14 protein-coding genes are annotated in these 19,835 nt (G+C 47.3%); 5 read left to right on the plus strand and 9 right to left on the minus strand.

Going from position 1 to position 19,835, the window contains the following annotated elements:
• Positions 1-6 precede the first annotated feature (6 nt).
• Entirely contained in the window at positions 7-1,599 is a 1,593-nt protein-coding gene (dnaB, locus tag ACFS25_RS22260) for a replicative DNA helicase (protein WP_381505396.1), read from the plus strand.
• 110 nt (positions 1,600-1,709) lie between these two features.
• Positions 1,710-2,285: a DUF2911 domain-containing protein gene (locus ACFS25_RS22265; protein WP_381505398.1), complete on the plus strand. Its 576-nt coding sequence runs from the start codon at positions 1,710-1,712 to the stop codon at positions 2,283-2,285.
• Between the two features lie 76 nt (positions 2,286-2,361).
• On the opposite strand, the gene ACFS25_RS22270 is transcribed toward ACFS25_RS22265, so the two are convergent.
• From ACFS25_RS22270 to ACFS25_RS22295, 6 genes are all read right to left on the minus strand, one after another.
• Positions 2,362-3,162, minus strand: a complete 801-nt coding sequence (locus ACFS25_RS22270; protein WP_381505400.1) for an LOG family protein — start codon at positions 3,160-3,162, stop codon at positions 2,362-2,364.
• A gap of 301 nt (positions 3,163-3,463) precedes the next feature.
• Entirely contained in the window at positions 3,464-4,675 is a 1,212-nt protein-coding gene (locus ACFS25_RS22275) for a pyridoxal phosphate-dependent aminotransferase (protein ID WP_381505402.1), read from the minus strand.
• Positions 4,676-4,746: 71 nt separating this feature from the next.
• A complete protein-coding gene (locus ACFS25_RS22280; protein WP_381505404.1) occupies positions 4,747-5,622 on the minus strand; it encodes an alpha/beta hydrolase in 876 nt (291 codons plus the stop codon).
• Between the two features lie 92 nt (positions 5,623-5,714).
• Positions 5,715-6,365, minus strand: coding sequence for a hypothetical protein (locus ACFS25_RS22285; protein WP_381505406.1), 651 nt, complete (start codon positions 6,363-6,365; stop codon positions 5,715-5,717).
• A gap of 33 nt (positions 6,366-6,398) precedes the next feature.
• On the minus strand, positions 6,399-7,937 hold the full coding sequence (locus ACFS25_RS22290; RefSeq protein WP_381505408.1) for a TolB family protein: 1,539 nt from the start codon (positions 7,935-7,937) through the stop codon (positions 6,399-6,401).
• Between the two features lie 428 nt (positions 7,938-8,365).
• Entirely contained in the window at positions 8,366-8,569 is a 204-nt protein-coding gene (locus ACFS25_RS22295; RefSeq protein WP_381505410.1) for a hypothetical protein, read from the minus strand.
• Between the two features lie 588 nt (positions 8,570-9,157).
• Here ACFS25_RS22295 and ACFS25_RS22300 point away from each other — a divergent pair.
• The gene (locus tag ACFS25_RS22300; RefSeq protein ID WP_381505412.1) at positions 9,158-9,988 is read left to right on the plus strand and encodes a hypothetical protein; all 831 of its coding nucleotides are present in this window, start codon (positions 9,158-9,160) and stop codon (positions 9,986-9,988) included.
• 108 nt (positions 9,989-10,096) lie between these two features.
• Positions 10,097-12,244, plus strand: coding sequence for an alpha-galactosidase (locus ACFS25_RS22305; RefSeq protein ID WP_381507051.1), 2,148 nt, complete (start codon positions 10,097-10,099; stop codon positions 12,242-12,244).
• A gap of 121 nt (positions 12,245-12,365) precedes the next feature.
• Here ACFS25_RS22305 and ACFS25_RS22310 read toward each other — a convergent pair whose 3' ends face one another.
• Positions 12,366-13,679, minus strand: coding sequence for a PQQ-dependent sugar dehydrogenase (locus ACFS25_RS22310; RefSeq protein WP_381505414.1), 1,314 nt, complete (start codon positions 13,677-13,679; stop codon positions 12,366-12,368).
• A gap of 179 nt (positions 13,680-13,858) precedes the next feature.
• Entirely contained in the window at positions 13,859-14,740 is an 882-nt protein-coding gene (locus ACFS25_RS22315) for a TraB/GumN family protein (protein WP_381505417.1), read from the minus strand.
• Positions 14,741-14,905: 165 nt separating this feature from the next.
• On the opposite strand from ACFS25_RS22315, the gene ACFS25_RS22320 reads away from it, so the two are divergent.
• Complete coding sequence (locus ACFS25_RS22320; RefSeq protein WP_381505418.1) at positions 14,906-18,301, plus strand: methylmalonyl-CoA mutase family protein; 3,396 nt, start codon at positions 14,906-14,908, stop codon at positions 18,299-18,301.
• A 398-nt stretch (positions 18,302-18,699) separates the two neighbouring features.
• Here ACFS25_RS22320 and pheA read toward each other — a convergent pair whose 3' ends face one another.
• Positions 18,700-19,773 carry a prephenate dehydratase gene (gene pheA / locus ACFS25_RS22325; protein ID WP_381505420.1) on the minus strand — a complete coding sequence of 358 codons (1,074 nt, stop codon included), beginning with the start codon at positions 19,771-19,773 and terminating at the stop codon, positions 18,700-18,702.
• Positions 19,774-19,835: the final 62 nt, after the last annotated feature.

Raw genomic sequence — 19,835 nt, forward strand, 5'->3', positions numbered from 1 at the left:
AAGATAATGGAGAACAACGCACGCCCAAACCAACACCTTCGCAAACCGTCTGGCTTTGCCGGAGGTCGTCAGCAAGCCGGAAATCATTGGCTCGATACGGGTCTTGGTAAACTGCCACCGCAAGCCCTTGACCTTGAGGAAGCGGTTTTGGGCGCATTAATGATTGAAAAAGATGCTCTTTCGTCGGTCGTTGACATTCTCAAACCGGAGACGTTTTATAAAGAAGCTCACCAGCGAATTTATCAGGCGATCCTGACCCTGTTTGGTAATTCTGACCCAATTGACCTTCTGACGGTTACCCAGCAACTGCGCAAAACCGGCGAGATTGAACTTGTGGGTGGGGGCGGTTTCGTCTCCGAACTTACCTTTCGGGTCAATTCGGCGGCTAACATAGAATATCACGCTCGTATTGTGTCGGAGCAGGCGCTCAAACGGGCGCTCATTGCCATGTCGTCAACGATTCTGCGTGACGCCTACGAAGACACAACTGATGTTTTCGAACTCCTTGACCGGGCGGAGCAACAGCTCTTCAAGATTTCGGAATCAAACATCAAGAAGAACTACGCCGATATGAGTACCATCGTCAGGATGGCACTCAATGAACTCGAAACCAAGAAAAATCAGGAAGGATTAACCGGCGTGCCATCGGGCTTTACGAATCTCGACCGCGTCACATCGGGTTGGCAACCAACCGAATTGATTATTTTGGCGGCCAGACCCGCCATGGGTAAAACAGCTTTTGTCGTTAGCGCCCTGCGTAACGCGGCTGTTGACCACGGAAAACCCGTCGCCATTTTTTCCCTTGAGATGTCGTCGGTGCAGTTGGTAAACCGGCTTATCTCGGCAGAAGCCGAAATTGATTCCGAAAAAATCAGAAAAGGTACGCTTGCTCCGCACGAGTGGACACAATTGCACCACAAAATTCAGCGACTGACCGAAGCACCAATTTTTATTGACGATACCCCTGCCCTATCTATTTTGGAACTGCGGGCCAAGTGCCGACGATTGAAAGCCCAGCACGATATTCAAATGGTTGTAATTGACTATCTCCAATTAATGTCGGGTGATACATCGGGCGGGCGGGGTGGCAACCGTGAGCAGGAAATTGCGTCGATTTCGCGGGCGTTGAAGAACTTAGCCAAGGAGTTGAACGTGCCGGTAATTGCGCTCTCTCAGTTGAGCCGGGCCGTTGAAACCCGCGGTGGCGACAAGAAACCACAGCTTTCTGACCTTCGGGAATCAGGGTCTATTGAGCAGGATGCCGACATGGTATGTTTTCTCTACCGCCCTGAGTACTACAATATTACTGCCGATGAAAACGGCAATTCGACAGCTGGAATCGGCGAGGTAATTATTGCCAAAAACCGGAGTGGTTCGCTGGATACGATTCAACTCCGGTTCATCAGCAAATTTACCAAATTCTGTGATCTAGACTCCTATTTCGAGCCAGTACCGACACAAGGTTTTGCACCTGAGGTAAATGGTCTGAGTAGCTTTGACACGACCCCACAACCATCGGCGGGTAGTGTCTTTAAAAGCAAAGCCAATACGATGTCGAACTTCGGCAACGCTGATCCTACCCAGGAAACCCCGTTTTAAGGCATTAGGCACTAGCTAAGAAATTTTGTTAATAGATAATCGCCAGCGCATATGCATGGTGTGGAAGTAGCTTACGTCTTACCTTAATTTGCCATTAAACTACCGATAGCATGAAATTTTCCGGATTACTCACTTGTCTACTTATTTGTTTTACTTTCGTTGCTGAAGCACAGACATTGAGAGGACTTGATAAAAGCCCTATGGACATGGCTTATTATCCTGACGATTTTGCCCACGACCGCAAATTTGCTCCTGCCAAGGTAGGCGATAAAGTATTCGCAAGGATAACGTATAGCCGTCCTGCCAAGAAAGAAAGAGATGTGTTTGGGAAGCTGATTCCTTACGGTAAAGTGTGGCGAGTGGGTGCAAATGAAGCTACGGAGATTAAATTTTTCACAGATGCCACCATTCAGGGCAAGAAGATTAAAGCGGGTGTGTATTCTTTTTATGCCATCCCAAATGAAACAGAGTGGACGCTTATCTTCAACACTGATTTAGACCAATGGGGCGCGTATAGTTATAAACCGGAATTAGATGTTTTACGCGTGACAGCCCCGGTCAAAAAAACTGAAGCGCTGGTTGAAAACCTTTCGATTCAGTTTAAAAATATGAAGGATAACGTCAAAGACTCAGTACTGCTAATTGCCTGGGAAAATACGCTGGTTGAAGTACCAGTTTCTTTTTAGAATTATAATGCGGCTGGAAAGCCACGTAGTTGGGTAGTCTTATCCTTCAACCATGTGGCTTTCCAGCCGCATCACATCAGAAATTAGGTTTCAGTAAGTATTTATTATAAAAATCATCAATGACTTTGACAGCCTCGGTAGGTGTGTCAACGATGCTGATGAGTTTCATATCTTCCGCATTAATATTATGCTGTTCGTCCAGCATCACGTTGGTAATCCAATCAATTAGTCCCTGCCAATACGACTTGCCAACAAGTACAATTGGGAAACGGGCGATTTTACGAGTCTGAATCAGCGTTACAGCCTCGAATAATTCATCGAGCGTACCCATACCGCCGGGCATCACCACAAACCCCTGCGCGTATTTAACGAACATCACCTTCCGCACAAAAAAGAAGTCGAAGTTAATATTTTTGTCGGGGTCAATATAAACGTTGCTGTGTTGTTCAAACGGTAGCTGGATATTCAGGCCAACCGATTTGCCACCCTGCTCAAAGGCTCCTTTATTACCGGCTTCCATGATGCCCGGCCCACCACCCGTAATGACGCCGTAACCATGCCGTACTAATTTAGCCGCTATCTCTTCGGTCATCTTGTAGTATGGATTGTCGGGCTTTGTGCGGGCTGAACCGAAAATTGACACGCAAGGGCCAATTTTGGCTAGCTTATCGAAGCCTTCCACAAACTCGGCCATCACCTTGAAGATAACCCACGAATCGGCTGTTTTTATTTCGTTCCAGTCGTGGTCCTGAAAGGCATCTTTGATGCGTTGTTCGTCGGGTGTCAGGAGTAACTCGTCGCGCTTAGGTAAATCTTGGGTAATGCGTTCAGTGCTCTGCGTTTCAGAGCGATGAATATTTTCTTTTGTTTCTTCCATTTATGTACTGAAAAAAGACAGTGGGCGCGAAACGTACTCACTTTATTTTATGAATTGATACTTTTCTAAACTAATCAAAATCTTCTCGTTGCAAACCGCCACACCAACGAGATTTGTTATAGAGAAGGAATATATTAACAACTGATTCGCCAAAAACGTTTTACACATGTATTAATACGCTTTAGTGCTATTACGATCATCAATATACGTTATCACAGCTTACCACCAAAAGTTCTGTTAAATGCAAAAAGACTCAGAATAACCCGAGTCTTTTTGCATTTAACAGAACTTTTACTATCAATTACTTCCGTCGACTTTCTAAAAAATTTTCAATCCGGTCCATTGCCACATTCAGTTCATCAATTGTTGGCAGGCAAACGATACGAAAATGATCGTTGTGAATATAATTAAAGCCATTCCCCGACACAACCAATACTTTCTGTTCGGTCAGCAGATTCAATACAAAATCGTCATCATTAGTAAGGCGAAACTGTGTTAAATCAATTTTCGGGAAAATGTATAATGCCCCTTTTGGCTTCACGCAGGTTACGCCCGGAATAGCTGTCATGCGTTCGTAGGCCAGCATGATTTGCTTATGCAATCGGCCTGTAGGCATCACTAAATCATTGATACTCTGATAGCCGCCCAACGCCGTCTGAATCGCGTATTGCGTGGGTACATTCGCGCAAAGCCGCATGCTGGCCAGCAGGGTTAGCCCCTCGATGTAGGATTTGGCCCGCTGCCGCGCTCCGCTCAGAATCATCCAGCCACCCCGAAAACCAGCTGCTCTATAGTTCTTTGACAAGCCGCCCATTGTGATGCAGAGCGTGTCGTTAATCATTTTGGCAATGGGGTAATGAACGGCTCCGTCATATAGAATCCGGTCGTAAATTTCGTCGGAGAAGACAATGAGTTTATGTCGCTCGGCAATTCGGGCAATGCCTTCCAGCACATCCTTACTATAAACTGCACCAGTCGGGTTGTTGGGATTGATGACAACAATAGCCCGTGTTCGGGGCGAAATTTTGCTTTCCAAATCGGCCAGATCAGGGTTCCAGTCAGAGGCTTCATCGCAGATATAGTGTACGGGTTTCCCCCCGCAAAAAGCTACGGAAGCCGTCCAGAGCGGATAGTCGGGCGATGGCACCAGCACTTCGTCTCCTTCGTTGAGTAGCGCCTGCATGGATAACATGATCAGTTCGCTCACCCCGTTGCCAATGTAAATATCGTTGATCGCAATGCCCGGTAACCCAATATTCTGGGTATGGTGCATGACCGCTTTACGGGCCGAGAACAGCCCCCGTGAGTCGGAATAGCCTTGTGCGTTACGAATATTTAGAATAATATCGTGGACAATTTCGTCGGGAGCATCGAAGCCAAACGTAGCCGGATTGCCAATATTCAGACTAATAATTTTATATCCCTGACTCTCCAGTTCGAGGGATTTTTCATAAATCGGCCCCCGAATATCGTATTTGAGGTGAGTAAGTCGATCGCTTTTAAGGATTTCCATTCCAGGCACTTCTACGTCTATGCACGCTACTTCCATGCCGCAAAAGTACGGAAAGTAGACAAATTTAGTCGCTACGGATGCAAAAGGTTCGTGTCTGCCATCCAGTCGGCCAGACGCTGGGGCCAGGTTTTTATAGAATTTAGTTTAGACCGATCGCCCATATTGAAGCCGTGCTTCCCCTGCGTGTACAGATGAGCTTCTACCGGCACATTAGCCATACGATACTTTTGAATGAGACTAACAACAGGCCCCGAACAGCAGGGGTCGTCGTTTGCAGCCAATAGGAAAGCAGGAGGTGCATCGGCAGGAACTGTATCAGGAATACCATAAGGCCCCGGATAAATGAGCATCTGAAAATTAGGTTTCCCATCCAGTCGGTCGATTGGGTCCGGGGCATCGGGCAAGCCTTTTCCGGGCGCATAAGCAACCATAGCCACAACTTCACCACCGGCGGAGAAACCCAGCATGCCTAGTCGATTTGGATCAATACCGAATTCTTTGGCCCGGCTTCGAACCAATCGCATGGCCCGATACGCATCTTCGCGCGGGTGCTTATCCAGTGAATACGGCGAACCCGTTTCGCGACTCAATCGGTATTTCAGCACAAAAGCTGCAACCCCAATACTATTCAGAAAGGCGGCTGGTTGCTGACCTTCGGCGTTAAAAACCAGTTCGCGGTGCCCACCACCGGGACAAATAATAACGGCGGCACCTGTCGCTTTCTCCTTGGGAGGCAAATAGACTGTGATCGATGGATTATGGATGTTACGAATCCAGTAGTCTTTTGCCTGAGCGGGTTCATTCCGTCGATTTTCAAAGCCGGGAGCCCCACCCGACCAAAGGGGTATTTCTGTAGGTGTAGTCTGGGCCAGCGATAAATTGGGCATCAGTCCAACAAACGAGTATAACACCAGTTGCCCAACTACATGAGATATTTTAGGTAGCATATTGATAGTGATTTTCTCGCAGATTCTCGCAACTAGAAGCGATGTGGTGTCGGTTGTGAGCAACCGACACCACATCGCTTCTAGTTACTCATTTAAGATTTGGGCTGAACAATCTGAACGTTTCTCACGATAGCTTCTTCAACTTTTTCGGGATTATGCGAACAGATGTACAGCCCCACAAATAGCGGCCCCGATAAATTGGACATGGTGTGTGAACCAACGGTTTGTAAAGCGTCCCCTTTTGCGGCTACCCGCATGGTGTACTCATCGCCTTTACGCTCTATCTGAATCGTCTGGATGTTTTTTTCGGGGCTAAAAATTTCATCTTCGGGGTCGCGCATAGCCATCCCTTTGGTTACCCGCCATTGGAATACCGTCAAGCCATCACCATGAGCAACCGCACTAATGTGGGAGGCATTGTCGTCCAATGATTCACGAACCATCCAGCCCACTTTGCGGTGCGGGTCAGTACCAGTTCCGACGAACTCAAAATCGGCGGTTACCGTAAAATCACCGCTTATCTTTTTGAACAGGTATTGAAATTCGTCGCGCTCGAACCAGATGTTGTATCCAGAGCCCTTCAACGTATACTCTTTAGTTTTTTTGTCGTACTGCGATGAACCCGCGAGTTTAGGTTTACCAACATCCTGACTTTCCTGGAAAACGCCAATGGTTTTGGTCGGTATAAAGCTGATGGAAAGAAAAATAGCTACGACTAGGAGAAACAGGTTTGTTGTACGCATGAAGCCAGATTTGTTGGTCAGGAAACACAGAAGTTATTTTTCGACCGGGCTGACACTGCTTTCTGCCGTGTTGCTGATAAAAGCGACCCGTTTGCTATCGGGCGACCACGAAGGGGTATTGATTGTACCCTGACCACCGTAGATGTAGGCAATTACTTTGGGTCGGCCCGCCCCCGAAATTGGCAGCATGCGCAGGTAAACGTGCTTATAAAATGGATGATCGTCAGATTTTACCTCCTCCTTCAGAAAGGAAACAAACACAATCCATTTACCATCGGGCGAGATGTGCGGAAACCAGTCGTTAAACTCCCCGTTTGTGATAGCTTCCTGTTCACTACCATCGGGTTTCATGCGGTAGATTTGCATGGTGCCGGTGCGACTCGAATTAAAATAGATATACTTGCCATCAGGGGTGTATTCAGGCCCATCATCGAGTCCTTTGGCATCGGTCAGCCGAACTTCAGCACCACCGGCAGCGGGAACGCTGTAAATATCATATTCGTCATTCCGAGACCCCGTAAAGATCAGCGTCTTCTTGTCCGGCGACCAGCCATGCAAATAGGAAGGGCCTTTGGGTGTAATCTGTTTGGGTTCGCCACCCGTTGCCGGAACGGTGTAAACGATTGAGCCACCCAACTCTTTAACGCCACTGCTCAGACCCAGCATCTTGCCATCAAAGGACAGTACATGGTCGTTATTATTATTTTTAACCGCCCCCGTGTTTAGTAACGTTGGCTTGCCTTTGGCCAGATCAAACGTATACATCAGGCCATCGCCATTATACAGCAGGGTTTTACCATTTGGCATCCAGTTGGGTGCCTGAATAGATTTTGGTGCATTGAAGATCACTTTTCGGTTACCCGTCGCTACGTCCAGTATTTCCAGATTACTGGCCAGATAGTCACGGTAGGGTACCAGCCCGTCATGCGCAGGAACGCTGATCCGTACATCGCGGAAGACACCCCGTTCGAGTACGTCTTTGTTATGCGACCCAACAAATAACCCAACGTAGACTTCATCGCCAAGATCGAGATCGGTCACCTGCTCGGTCACAAACGCTTCACCAAACTTAGCCATTCGCATCGTGTAGGTATTTCCTTTCCGTTCCAGTTGGATTACGTCGGCACCCGTTATTTTTGAACGAACCTCTTCCGTATTAGCCCCGGTAGTCCGTCTAAACTGTAGTGATGTAAGCCCATCGCCATGTTCGACAGCGTTAACATGAGCAGATTTACCATCCAGACTACTCCGAACCATCCAGCCCACTTTGCGGTGAGGATCAACGCCTTTGCCGACTAAGGCGGCTCGCGTGTAGAGGATAAAATCGCCTTTTATGCGTTTCCACATAAACTGAAATTCATCGTGGTCAAACCAGACATTGTAACCCGAACCGGAGAGTTCATACTGGTGGGTCTGGGCATTGTAGCTGGCAGAACCGGGTTTGAGAACGGCACCAATGTCACCATGTCCCTCAAAGATTCCCAGATTCTGTTTTTGCGCCAGACTAGGAACGCTGGTTACTAAAGATAAACTGGTTAAACAGGCAAGTAAGGTCAGTTTTACGTTTTTCATCAAGGTTATTAATCTACTTAAATCGGCTAATTGAGCTAAGAATTGATCCTAAGTAGGAAAGCTCGGCTTTTAATATTCTACCGATTAAGTAATGATTAAATTAGGACGAAAGGAGTTTCGCTTAAATGCTCATCAGACGAATAATAACAGCAACCAACTATCTGTTGGACGTCACATTACTTAATAAGCGATAGGGTTGATAGTGGAGAAATGACATAGTATTAGGGAGGTAACCTTACTTTTACACAGTAGCGCAAACCGACCCTGTTTGAGTTGGAATTCTTGTCTACCGGCCTGCACAATATAAGTGGATATTAGCCCAAACGATATCTATCCATCGACGCATAAATCCATGAAAATGAGCGCTATCAATACACCCAGTCGCGAAGTCTGGATTGTCATTTATGAGTTAACTTTCTCATCCTCACTCATTTTTCAATACGCCAATTGGAATAAGCCAGGATGTATAGCGCAATTAAAATGCCTATTCCGGGAAGTAAAAGCAATAAACTAAACCAAGGATTTTGGCCGGACTTTTTAAAAATAGCCCAAAGAGGAGGAATAGGAGTAATGTAAAAAAAGAGGAAAATAACAAGAAATTCTGGACCACCCAGACCTATAAATGCTAGCATAGTTTTATAGTTAATAGTAGGACGAAACTTAATCAAAAACGCATTGTCCATTTACTCGATCTCACGAAAGCCCAAATGCTGTGGCTCGTATTGGCAAAAACTGGCCAAATGACTATTGATGAAGCCGTATTAACCGATTAACTGGAACCATCCAACACACTATAGTACGCAGCATAATGGAACTATATTTTGTTGGTTTTCAGCCGCTTCTACCTCCGGTATTCCTTCAAACACAGCTTAATGAGTCGTTCAAAAGTAAAGCAGCAGTTTAGTCATGATACTTCCAAATGACATTAGTAAGCGGTAGGTTTAGCTCTACACATATCACCCACCCCTTGCCAATTCAGCCGTTCTTCAATCAGGCAGTTTTTCGCGGATAAAGACGCCATTAACTAAAATCCCGTTCAGATGCAGGCTATATATATTGGAATCAATCAACAGCAAGGTTTCATTGATTTTTAGGGGCCAACCTAACGTTCATGCTATCTAGAAAAGCCGTTTTTGGTTAGATTGCCCCGGTAAACTCTTTACTTTGCTATTTCCCTACTGTTACTTCCCTAAAATCCTTTCCCAAACAAAACCCCTTCCATGAATCAGTTATCATTTTTACTGCGTACAGCGATCCTAATGAGCTTCTTAGCTGCTCATACGGACAACGTACGCGCTCAATCCAAGGCTCCACAGAAAACTTACATGTACCTGATTTACCACAAACTAAATCCGGGACTGACCATTCAGGATGCGTTGCCAGTGGAGCGGGAATGGAAAAAAGTTAACCAGGCGGCTGTGGATGAAGGAAAGTTAGAAGGCTGGTATATGACGGTCAAGCAGTTTACATCCAATCCAAACCAGACCGAATATGATTACGTAACGAGAATTATTACGCATGAGATGGCCATAAAAGGAGCGTCGCCGGAGGCAATGACCCGTATGTATGGCGATAGCGTACAAGCGAAAATGGCCGATCTGCAAAAACGCGACCGGAACACCGCTCCTGTTGTTAAAATAGAAATCTGGGAAATAACGGATGGTACTTTTGCCCCAAAATTTGCCCCCGATGGCACCCAGTTTATGGTTATTGAGCGGATTAAACGTCGAAACCCGGGCGCTGATTATGCTGGCGTAGTTAGCCAGATGAAGCGGCTGAGCGAGGACCGTATCAAGCGGAATAACCTCCTCGGTTGGGATTTTTCATCCTTGGTTATCCCTAATGGCAGCGAAAAGGGTTATGAGTTCAGCATCGCTCAGTACGTGACAAACCTGAGTGCCATTGCCGACCCTACTCTGGCCGACACGCCTAATCCCATCATGCCAGCTCCAGCTTATAAACAACTCCGCAGCCAGACGGCCCAGATGTTTGATGTAGTACGGCAGGAGGTGTACCGGTTTCAGGAGTATACCACCAAGCCAGGCAACTAATATGTGTCAATTGTTTTTTCCAGTGATTTCGCCCAACTTTCCATTTTCATGAACGTCTATTTTTATACATTACTCGCTGTAGCTAGCGCTGTCTTGACCATACCAGCTATGGGAAGTCAGGCTGCACCAGACGATGTCCATATTACGATTGAAACCCAGCAAACCGCTCTGGTTATTCGGGTCGATAAAGAAAAAATAGCCACCATCGTCCACTTGGGACCGAAACTCCGCAACACGGCAGAGTATGCTGCGATTCCAGCTAACGGTAAGCGGGGTGAAGACTACACGGGTATTTATAATTCTGCGTATACCTCGGCGGGAAGCCGTAATTTGCTGGAACCCGCTATTCAGGTAACCCATGCCGATGGAAACCCTTCGCTCGACCTTAAATATGTTCGGCACGAAACACAGTCTATAGCCGATGGCGTCGTGCTAACGAAGGTCTATTTGAAAGACCCTCAATACCCGTTTGAGGTAACGCTGTTTTACAAGGCTTACCAGAAAGAGGATGTCATTGAGCAATGGTCGTCTATTCGCCATACCGAAAAGAAGCCGGTGGTGCTCCAAAAATATGCGTCGGCTAATCTGTATATTCCGGCTCAGAATTACTACCTGACACATTTTCACGGCGACTGGGCTAACGAAATGAACCCAAGCGAAGTGCCACTCACCGAAGGTATTAAAATACTGGATTCCAAGCTTGGCACGCGGGCCGATTTATTCCAGCCGCCTTCGTTTCTGGTGTCGCTTAACCAACCCGCCGATGAAGACCGTGGCGAAGTAATTGCCGGTACGCTTTCGTGGTCGGGTAATTTTCAACTGGCTTTTGAAGTGGATCCTTTGCATAATCTACGTATAATACCCGGCATTAATCCGTATGCATCCGCTTATACATTAGCTCCCGGCGTTGAGTTCACTACGCCCGCTTTCCTGTTCACATACTCCAACAAAGGTAAAGGTGGAGCCAGCCGAAGTTTTCACCGCTGGGCGCGTAAACATCGTATTCCGCAGGGGGAAGGCAACCGCCTGACGTTGCTAAACAACTGGGAAGCAACCTATTTCGATTTTAACGAAGAGAAGTTGGGCGCACTTTTTAAAGACGGCAAAAAACTTGGTGTAGACCTGTTTTTGTTAGACGACGGTTGGTTTGGCAATAAATACCCCCGCAATAACGATAAGACAGGATTGGGCGACTGGCAGGAAAACGTCAAAAAACTTCCGCACGGACTTGGTTATCTAGTGAAGGAAGCCGAAAGCGCGGGTATCAAATTCGGTATCTGGCTGGAACCCGAAATGGTGAGTCCCAAAAGTGAACTATACGAAAAACACCCCGATTGGGTCATCAAGCTACCAAACCGGTCGGAGTATTATTTCCGAAATCAGTTGGTTCTCGACCTATCGAATCCGAAAGTTCAGGATTTCGTCTATGGGATTGTGAACGACCTGCTCACCAAAAACCCAACCCTGGGCTACATCAAGTGGGATTGTAACGCCGTGATTTACAACGCTTACTCGGCCACGATTCAGAACCAGTCAAATCTCTATGTCGATTATGTGCAAGGGCTTTACAAAGTGCTGGAACGGCTTCGGACCAAGTACCCTACCCTACCGATGATGCTTTGTTCGGGGGGCGGTGGCCGAGTAGACTACGGTGCCCTCAAATACTTTACTGAATACTGGCCAAGCGACAATACCGACGCGCTGGAACGGGTGTTTATTCAGTGGAATTATTCGTATTTCTTTCCGTCAATCGCGAGTTGTAACCACATAACGGACTGGGGTAAACAGCCCATTAAATTTCGGACGGATGTGGCGATGATGGGCAAAATCGGGTACGATATTGTGGTCAGTAAGCTAACGGAACCGGAGTTGCAGTTCAGCCAGCAGGCACTCAAAACGTATGAAAACATCAAGAACGTAATCTGGAAGGGTGATCTTTTCCGGTTGGCCTCTCCTTACACCAACGACGTGGCCTCGGCGATATATGTGAGCGAGTCGCAGGATCGGGCAGTTTGGTTTACGTTTTTAGTGAAGAATCGCTATAAAGCGGGTAGCACTGCGCCTATCAAACTAAACGGGCTTGATCCGGCTAAAAACTACCGGATTCAGGAACTGAACGTTTATCCGGGAGCCTCATCGGCAATCAACAAAAACACAGCGACCTATTCCGGCAACTACCTGATGACCATAGGCTTTGACCCGCAAGTCGATACCCGCCGAACCAGTGTTGTGCTAGAGATAACAGATGTGAAATAAGGCTAGTCTATTTCACGCAGAAGCCCGCAAATGAAAAAAGCAGATTTTCGCAGAAAACAATTTTAATTGTCTGCGAAAATCTGCTTTTGTGAGTGATGCCGTCAGTGATCAAAAACGACTGCTATTTCTTCGAGGAAGCTGTTATTTTTCGGCTAGAAGCCTGATAACTGATTTTAAAAAGTGTTCCGTTCAGGTCGTCGGTCACATATAAAGACCCATCCGGGCCTTGCGCTAACCCACAGGGACGATGCTGAACAGGGCCCGTTGGTTTGACTAAATCCGTTCCTGCAAAATTATCCGCAAAGATTTCCCAAGGCCCCGACGGTTTCCCATTTTTGAAGGGAACAAACCCAATTAAATACCCTTTATGCAATTCCTGCGATTGGGCATGAAAGGCGATAAAAGCGCCATTCCGGTACCGCTCCGGGAAGGCTGTCCCCGTATAAAACAAAAGTCCATTGGGACCCATGTGAGCCGGAAAAGCCACTAATGGGCTGATTGTCTTTGCCGTACCCATTTTTTTTCCATCACCCCCATACTCCGGTGCCAGAATTTTCTTTTTCTGAAACTGATCGTAATAAACATAGGGCCAACCAGCATCATCGCCCTGATGTACTTCATACATCGTTTCGGCAGGCAACTCAGCACTTTGCTTAGGCGTGTAATACTGGGGGTAAAAATCATCGAACTTGCCCCGGCCATGCTGCATGACAAACAAAGAATTGGTTTTACTATTCCAATCCAATCCCACAACATTTTTCAAACCGGTAGCATAACGCATGCCATTGGCGTAGGTCTGGTCAGGAACGTTGGCTTTAAATTTCCAGATGCCAGCCGCCGAATCCAGCAGTGTGCAGGGCATTTGACCCTTTCCAGTCCCCGCTTCCCGACAGGCATCGTTATCCGACGCGATATTGACGTAGACATTTCCCTGATTATCGACAGCAATAGACTTCGATTTGTCGCGATCTTTTTCCCTCAGACCCGATACCAGCTTTTCGGGCTGATCTGGATTGATTACTTCCTGATTGTTATTCAGTTGGTAGCGATATATGCTGCTGTTAGACGATGTATACAAATACCCGTTTCTAATAAAAATCCCCGTACCCGGATAATCTCCAAAGCCAACGCGCTCATCGACAAGGCCATCCTTATTCGTATCTCGCAAGCGGTAAATTCCTTTACCATCTTTCAGCTTGGCAAGTTTTACGTAAATATCACCGGTCTTGCTGATGGCAATGTGCCGGGCAGATCCGATCTCCTCCGCAACGATGGTCGCCGAAAAGCCAGTCGGCATCTTTAATTCTGCCGGGGCAATTGCCTTCTTTACGGTACGGGCGGGTGGCACCGGGGTAACATTAGTGAGGTGCCCCCACACAGTATTTACAACTAGTAGAGACGTGACTATGCCACTAAATGAGAAAAAATTGTTCATGGATTAAGGATGATCGTTCTAAACAGAATTTATGTTGATAGTCTTTTCGCAAGAGCTTACACCTTACTCAAAGCAACAAGAGGTTCAAGTCTAACCGTCAGTACATAAAAAGTGGCTTGTGGAGACACATAAGCCACTTTTTATGTACTGACTCTCTACTTATTTATAACCCATCTTGCTTACTGTACTGGTGTTACCGTGTAGCCCTTCCTTCGGAGCAGCTTTACAACGCCTTTATCACTACCTAAATGCCCGGCACCAAACGCAAAAAATGTTGGTTTTTCCTTGGCAGCTTTTTCAATAACCGGAATCCAGCTAAGGTTACGGTCACCGAGAAGGCTCTCCTCATACTGCGTAAAATCTCCCCCGCTGAACTTGCTGCTTTTCATCGTACCCATCAGTTTGGTCAGGTCATGGCTTTTGTAAATGGCGATCAAGTCGGCAAATTCTTTCTTCGCTTCCTCCGGATTTTTAGCCATATCCACTAACCCTTTTAGCTGTTCAGATAGCGGAATTTTATCAAGTGCGGCCATTTCCGCGTCAATCGTTTCTAAGCCTAACACTTCTTTTTTATCAGCCGCAGCCATCTGTGCAAAGGTCAGATCGTAAGATGCAGGCTGGCAAGGCAGCATCGTCATGTACATCATCGACATAATACCAATGGGTTTGAAGGCCCCCATCTGCGCCAGTCCCACAGTCATTTTCTGCTTCAGGTAATTGTCTAATACGGTGTAATCTTCGGGCGATAGCAGATCTTTTATCGTTTTCCCATCAGACATCATCATCGCCTTCTGCATACTCCCCATCATGGCGGGGTCGTCCATATCAAGTTCCAGATACACCTGTTGGGCATAACCGATGGCCTTTTTTATGGGGTCCGTAATTTGCAGGTCGGCAGGGCAAATCAAGTGAAACGTGCCATAGAGGTACGACGGTTTTGCTATTCCTGGGCCTGTCACTTTATACAGCAGAGCTTTATCCTGTGCCTGAACGGTGGCAGTTACTGCGCCCGCAATGAAAAGTCCAGCAGCAATCAATCGGGCAACGCGTTTACGTTTCATGTGCATATCAATGAAATACAGACACAAAGCTACAGGATAGGTTCGCTCAGCGACAAAAAAAGAGAAACAAACTCCTTCGTGTGCTGAATGATCGTAGATTTGGCAATACAATGTTGTACGATTTAAGGATTCAACATTAACAAACGAATAAAGTCAGCATCAATCATGACTGTCCAAAAGTCGAAGGCCGAGCCATTACTACCCCAAGCATTCACCCATAAAATCCGCATTGTTACGGCGGCTTCGCTATTTGACGGTCACGACGCAGCTATCAACTTGATGCGCCGGCTTATGCAGTCGTCAGGTGCCGAAGTTATTCATCTCGGCCATAATCGCTCTGTCGTCGAGATTATAAATTGTGCTATTCAGGAAGACGTACAAGGCATTGCCGTGACGAGTTATCAGGGTGGGCATCTGGAATTTTTCAAGTACATGCACGACCTGCTGAACGAACGCGGGGCTGGGCATATCAAAATTTTTGGCGGAGGTGGTGGCACTATTCTACCGTCAGAAATTAAGGAACTACAGGCTTACGGCATCGCCCGAATCTACTCCCCCGATGATGGCCGGTCGATGGGCTTACAAGGAATGATTGATGATTTGTTGCAACAGTGCGATTTCGCCTTGCCACCCATAAAGACGCAGGATATTGCAGAACCGGCAGTGATGAGCGGTTCTCCTTTGGGACATTCCGACCGGTCTTTACAGGAAAATCCAAACCAAATTGCCCGGCTCATTACCACTGCTGAAAATCATCCCGACCAATTTAATCCACTTCAGAAGCCCGCTCTTTCGCCAAAAGTCCTCGGCATCACCGGCACCGGGGGCGCGGGAAAATCGTCACTGATTGATGAATTAGTACTGCGGTTTCTGCGGACGTATCCAGACAAAACACTGGCAATTATTTCGGTCGATCCGTCTAAACGAAAAACGGGCGGGGCACTTTTGGGCGACCGTATTCGCATGAACGCCATTAATTCACCTCGGGTATATATGCGTTCGCTGGCTACCCGCCAGTCGAATCTGGCCCTCAGTCGTCATGTGCAAGATGCAATTGATATCTGCAAAGCGGCACGATTCGACCTGATTATTGTCGAAACGTCGGGCATTGGGCAGTCCGATACGGAGATTACCGAACACGCCGACAAAACGCTTTACGTGATGACAGCCGAATATGGCGCGGCTACTCAACTGGAAAAGATCGACATGCTCGACTTCGCCGATGTAATCGCCATTAACAAATTTGACAAACGCGGTTCGCTGGATGCCCTCCGCGACGTACGAAAACAATACCGACGTAACCACAATTTGTGGGACGTGCCGGATGAGGCTCTGCCCATTTTGGGAACAATCGCGTCGCAATTTAACGATGCAGGCATGAATGCGCTCGTTGACCAGCTGGTTTCTGTGTTGGATTTACCAGGGCAATCAGACGGGTTTACCACAACAACCAATTCGGATCCTGTGCCGACTACCGAAACCCAAAATCCGACGCCCGTAATTCCGGCTGACCGGGTTCGCTATCTAGCTGAGATAGTGGAGGAAAGCCGCCGATACGACACGTTTGTGAATGAGCAAACAACGCTGGCGCGGAAGTTATACCAGCTTGATGGAACGCTGAAGATGGTTGGCAATGGGCCGTTGACGCAAGAGTTACAGCGACTATATACCGAACTCGAAGCCCGGTTGCACCGCGACTGCCTCGCCCTACTGCAACAGTGGCCCACGATGCAGCAACGCTACACGGCAGAGTTTTATGAGTTTACTGTTCGCGACAAAATCATTCGGCAACCCTTATATTCAGAGACGCTTTCTCATTTAAAAATACCGAAAGTCAGCCTACCGAAATACCACGACTGGGGCGACGTACTGCGCTGGCTACTGACCGAAAATGTACCGGGTGAGTTTCCTTACGCAGCCGGCGTATTTCCACTCAAACGCGAAGGCGAAGACCCTACGCGTATGTTTGCGGGCGAAGGCGGGCCGGAGCGCACCAACCGACGATTCCACTACGTCTCAAAAGGATTGCCCGCAAAACGGTTGTCAACAGCTTTCGATTCGGTTACACTTTACGGCGAAAACCCGGCTATGCGGCCCGACATTTTTGGTAAGGTTGGTAACTCGGGTGTAAGCATTTGCACCCTCGACGACGCCAAGAAACTTTACTCCGGCTTCGATCTTTGCAACCCGGCGACCTCCGTCTCTATGACCATAAACGGCCCTGCACCTATGTTGCTGGGCTTTTTCCTCAATGCGGCTATTGATCAACAATGTGAGAAGTATTTAAAAGAGAAGAGACAGGAAGGAAACATAGGGCAAGAAAATTTGGCAACCACGTATCAAGGTGACCTGCCCGACGGCAATGACGGCCTGGGTCTATTACTGCTGAGCACAACGGGCGATAAAGTGTTGCCACGCGATGTGTATGAGCGAATAAAAGCCGACACGCTACGGAAAGTACGCGGGACTGTTCAGGCCGATATTCTGAAAGAAGATCAGGCGCAGAATACCTGCATTTTCTCTACCGAGTTTGCGCTCAAAATGATGGGCGACATTCAGCAGTACTTTACCGACAACCGGGTACAGAATTTTTATTCCGTTTCCATTTCGGGGTATCACATTGCCGAAGCCGGAGCCAACCCCATTTCGCAACTGGCGTTCACGCTCTCCAACGGTTTTACGTTTGTGGAATACTACCTTAGCCGAGGCATGAACGTGAATGATTTCGCCCCAAATTTATCGTTCTTTTTCTCGAACGGTATGGACCCCGAATATACCGTATTAGGCCGGGTGGCGCGTCGGATTTGGGCGAAGGCGATGAAGCATAAATACCACGCCAACGACCGCTCACAGAAACTCAAATACCACATCCAGACATCAGGCCGAAGTCTGCACGCACAGGAGATCGGCTTCAACGATATCCGCACGACGTTGCAAGCTCTACTGGCAATTTACGACAACTGTAACTCGCTTCATACCAACGCTTACGATGAAGCCATAACGACGCCAACCGAAGAATCGGTCCGGCGGGCAATGGCGATACAATTGATTATCAACCGGGAGTTTGGCCTAACAAAAAATGAGAATCCTTTGCAAGGCGCGTTTATCGTTGAGGAGTTAACCGATCTGGTTGAAGAATCTGTCTATCAGGAATTTCTGGCGATTAATGAGCGGGGAGGTGTTTTGGGCGCGATGGAACGCATGTATCAGCGCAGCAAAATTCAGGAAGAGTCGATGTATTACGAGACGCTGAAACATAATGGTCAACTCCCCATTGTTGGTGTCAATACGTTTCTTGACCCGGCTGGTTCGCCTACCGTAATTCCAACCGAAGTTATCCGCTCTACCGACGACGAAAAACGCTACGCGGTAGAATCCTGTCAGGTATTTCAGGAACGAAACCGCGCCGAAGCTGAAATTGCACTGACAAATCTGCAAGCCGCTGCCCTTACCAACGACAATATTTTCGAGAGTTTGATGGAAGCCACTAAAGTGTGTTCACTGGGGCAATTGTCAAACGCACTTTATGCCGTAGGCGGGCAATATCGGCGGAATATGTAAAGTAGGCATGGTTTTACTGAAATCTACTTTTCTAACGTGAATCTGGGCTTATATTTTACTTAATAAAAGCGCAATAGAGAGATAACTGGTTTAGTTGCCTATCATTTTTATGATCCTACCCCGTCCATATTCGTCAAACCTGTTCAACTGCAATACAGTATTCAGTTTTTTTAATAAAAAATTGTACAGCTAGTACCACGGCTCTATGGTGTCGGCGGGGCCGCACTCGCTTTTTACTTTCCCCACTATACGTAAAATGCGTAACGTGAAACCACGTTACGCATTTTATAGCAAGGCAATGATCACCTGATATTTCTTCTTGTGGTTTTAAGTATAGCCTACTCGTAATTTTGCGGATTAACTAGTCTAATCGTCCGCAAAGAGCAACTAGCCATGAATTACGATACCCGCACATAACTTCCGAGCAGTTTTACCTCGGCAGAATGGTGATGTAAGATTTCGTTCAAATCAGGGTCATTGGCATGACCCTCGCACTCAAGCAGAAACCAATAGCGAAAAGTGGCCCCATCACGTAATGGACGGCTTTCAATTTTAGTCAGGTTGATGCCGCGGGCATTGAATTCCTGCAAAAATTCGGCTAGTACCCCTGGTGATTGGGTATTAGGCAACCGGGCAATGAGGGTGGTTTTGTCGTGGCCGCTGGGCTGGTTTACAAAATCTTTGGCCAGAATCAGGAAGCGTGTCCGGTTCAGATCACTATCTTCAATATTATCGAACAGCACAGGCACATCGAACAACTTAGCCGCAATATGCGAACAGACAGCCGCTGCATGTGGCTGCTGAGCCGCAAGTTTAGCGGCTTTGGATGTCGATTCGACCGGTATCAATTCAGCCTTCAGTCCATCGAAATAATCAGTCAAAAACCGACTGCATTGCCGAAATGCGATGTCCTTGGAATAAATATGGGTAATGTCGGATAATTTCTCAGCCTTCGTTGCAAAGGTAAAATGCACCGGAATCTGAACTTCAGCCGCAATGCGAAGGTCTTTTTCGAGCAGTAAATCAATAGCTTCTTCTACAACGCCTTCCTGATTGTTTTCGATAGGTACAACGCCAAATCGAACTCGTCCCGTTTCAACACTTTCAAACACAGAACGTATGGTGGGCAGGGCCATGTATACGCTCATTGCCCCAAAGCGACTTTCGGCGGCCTGATGCGTAAAGCTCCCTTCCGGCCCCAGGTAGGCTACCTGTTCGGGTAGTTCGAGGTTGCGCGATACAGCAAATATTTCCAGAAAAATGGCCTCAATAGCCGATCGATTCAAAAGACCCTCATTTTGCCCATGAAGCCGGTCCAGAATTTGTTTCTCGCGCTCCGGCCGATAAATAACCGTGTTGGTAGTGCGTTTGAGATCACCCACCCGGCGTACCAGTTCCATACGTTGATTAAGCAGCGTCAGAAGTTGATCGTCGAGGGCATCAATGTCGTTACGGAGAGACTCTAAAGTCATAAGGCGTAAAAAAGGTAAGGCGTAAGTAGTATTCGCGACTGCAAACTTACCACTTACACTTT

It is taken from the genome of Spirosoma flavum (assembly GCF_042686045.1).
GTDB classification, from domain to species: domain Bacteria; phylum Bacteroidota; class Bacteroidia; order Cytophagales; family Spirosomataceae; genus Spirosoma; species Spirosoma flavum.

Excerpts from the sequence above, each read along its gene's own strand:
- ACFS25_RS22290 (WP_381505408.1), bottom strand. The coding sequence starts at position 7,937 with ATGAAAAACGTAAAACTGACCTTACTTGCCTGTTTAACCAGTTTATCT.
- dnaB (WP_381505396.1), top strand. The coding sequence starts at position 7 with ATGGAGAACAACGCACGCCCAAACCAACACCTTCGCAAACCGTCTGGC.
- ACFS25_RS22315 (WP_381505417.1), bottom strand. The coding sequence starts at position 14,740 with ATGAAACGTAAACGCGTTGCCCGATTGATTGCTGCTGGACTTTTCATT.
- ACFS25_RS22285 (WP_381505406.1), bottom strand. The coding sequence starts at position 6,365 with ATGCGTACAACAAACCTGTTTCTCCTAGTCGTAGCTATTTTTCTTTCC.
- ACFS25_RS22320 (WP_381505418.1), top strand. The coding sequence starts at position 14,906 with ATGACTGTCCAAAAGTCGAAGGCCGAGCCATTACTACCCCAAGCATTC.
- ACFS25_RS22280 (WP_381505404.1), bottom strand. The coding sequence starts at position 5,622 with ATGCTACCTAAAATATCTCATGTAGTTGGGCAACTGGTGTTATACTCG.
- ACFS25_RS22275 (WP_381505402.1), bottom strand. The coding sequence starts at position 4,675 with ATGGAAATCCTTAAAAGCGATCGACTTACTCACCTCAAATACGATATT.
- ACFS25_RS22305 (WP_381507051.1), top strand. The coding sequence starts at position 10,097 with ATGGGAAGTCAGGCTGCACCAGACGATGTCCATATTACGATTGAAACC.
- pheA (WP_381505420.1), bottom strand. The coding sequence starts at position 19,773 with ATGACTTTAGAGTCTCTCCGTAACGACATTGATGCCCTCGACGATCAA.
- ACFS25_RS22300 (WP_381505412.1), top strand. The coding sequence starts at position 9,158 with ATGAATCAGTTATCATTTTTACTGCGTACAGCGATCCTAATGAGCTTC.
- ACFS25_RS22310 (WP_381505414.1), bottom strand. The coding sequence starts at position 13,679 with ATGAACAATTTTTTCTCATTTAGTGGCATAGTCACGTCTCTACTAGTT.
- ACFS25_RS22265 (WP_381505398.1), top strand. The coding sequence starts at position 1,710 with ATGAAATTTTCCGGATTACTCACTTGTCTACTTATTTGTTTTACTTTC.
- ACFS25_RS22270 (WP_381505400.1), bottom strand. The coding sequence starts at position 3,162 with ATGGAAGAAACAAAAGAAAATATTCATCGCTCTGAAACGCAGAGCACT.
- ACFS25_RS22295 (WP_381505410.1), bottom strand. The coding sequence starts at position 8,569 with ATGCTAGCATTTATAGGTCTGGGTGGTCCAGAATTTCTTGTTATTTTC.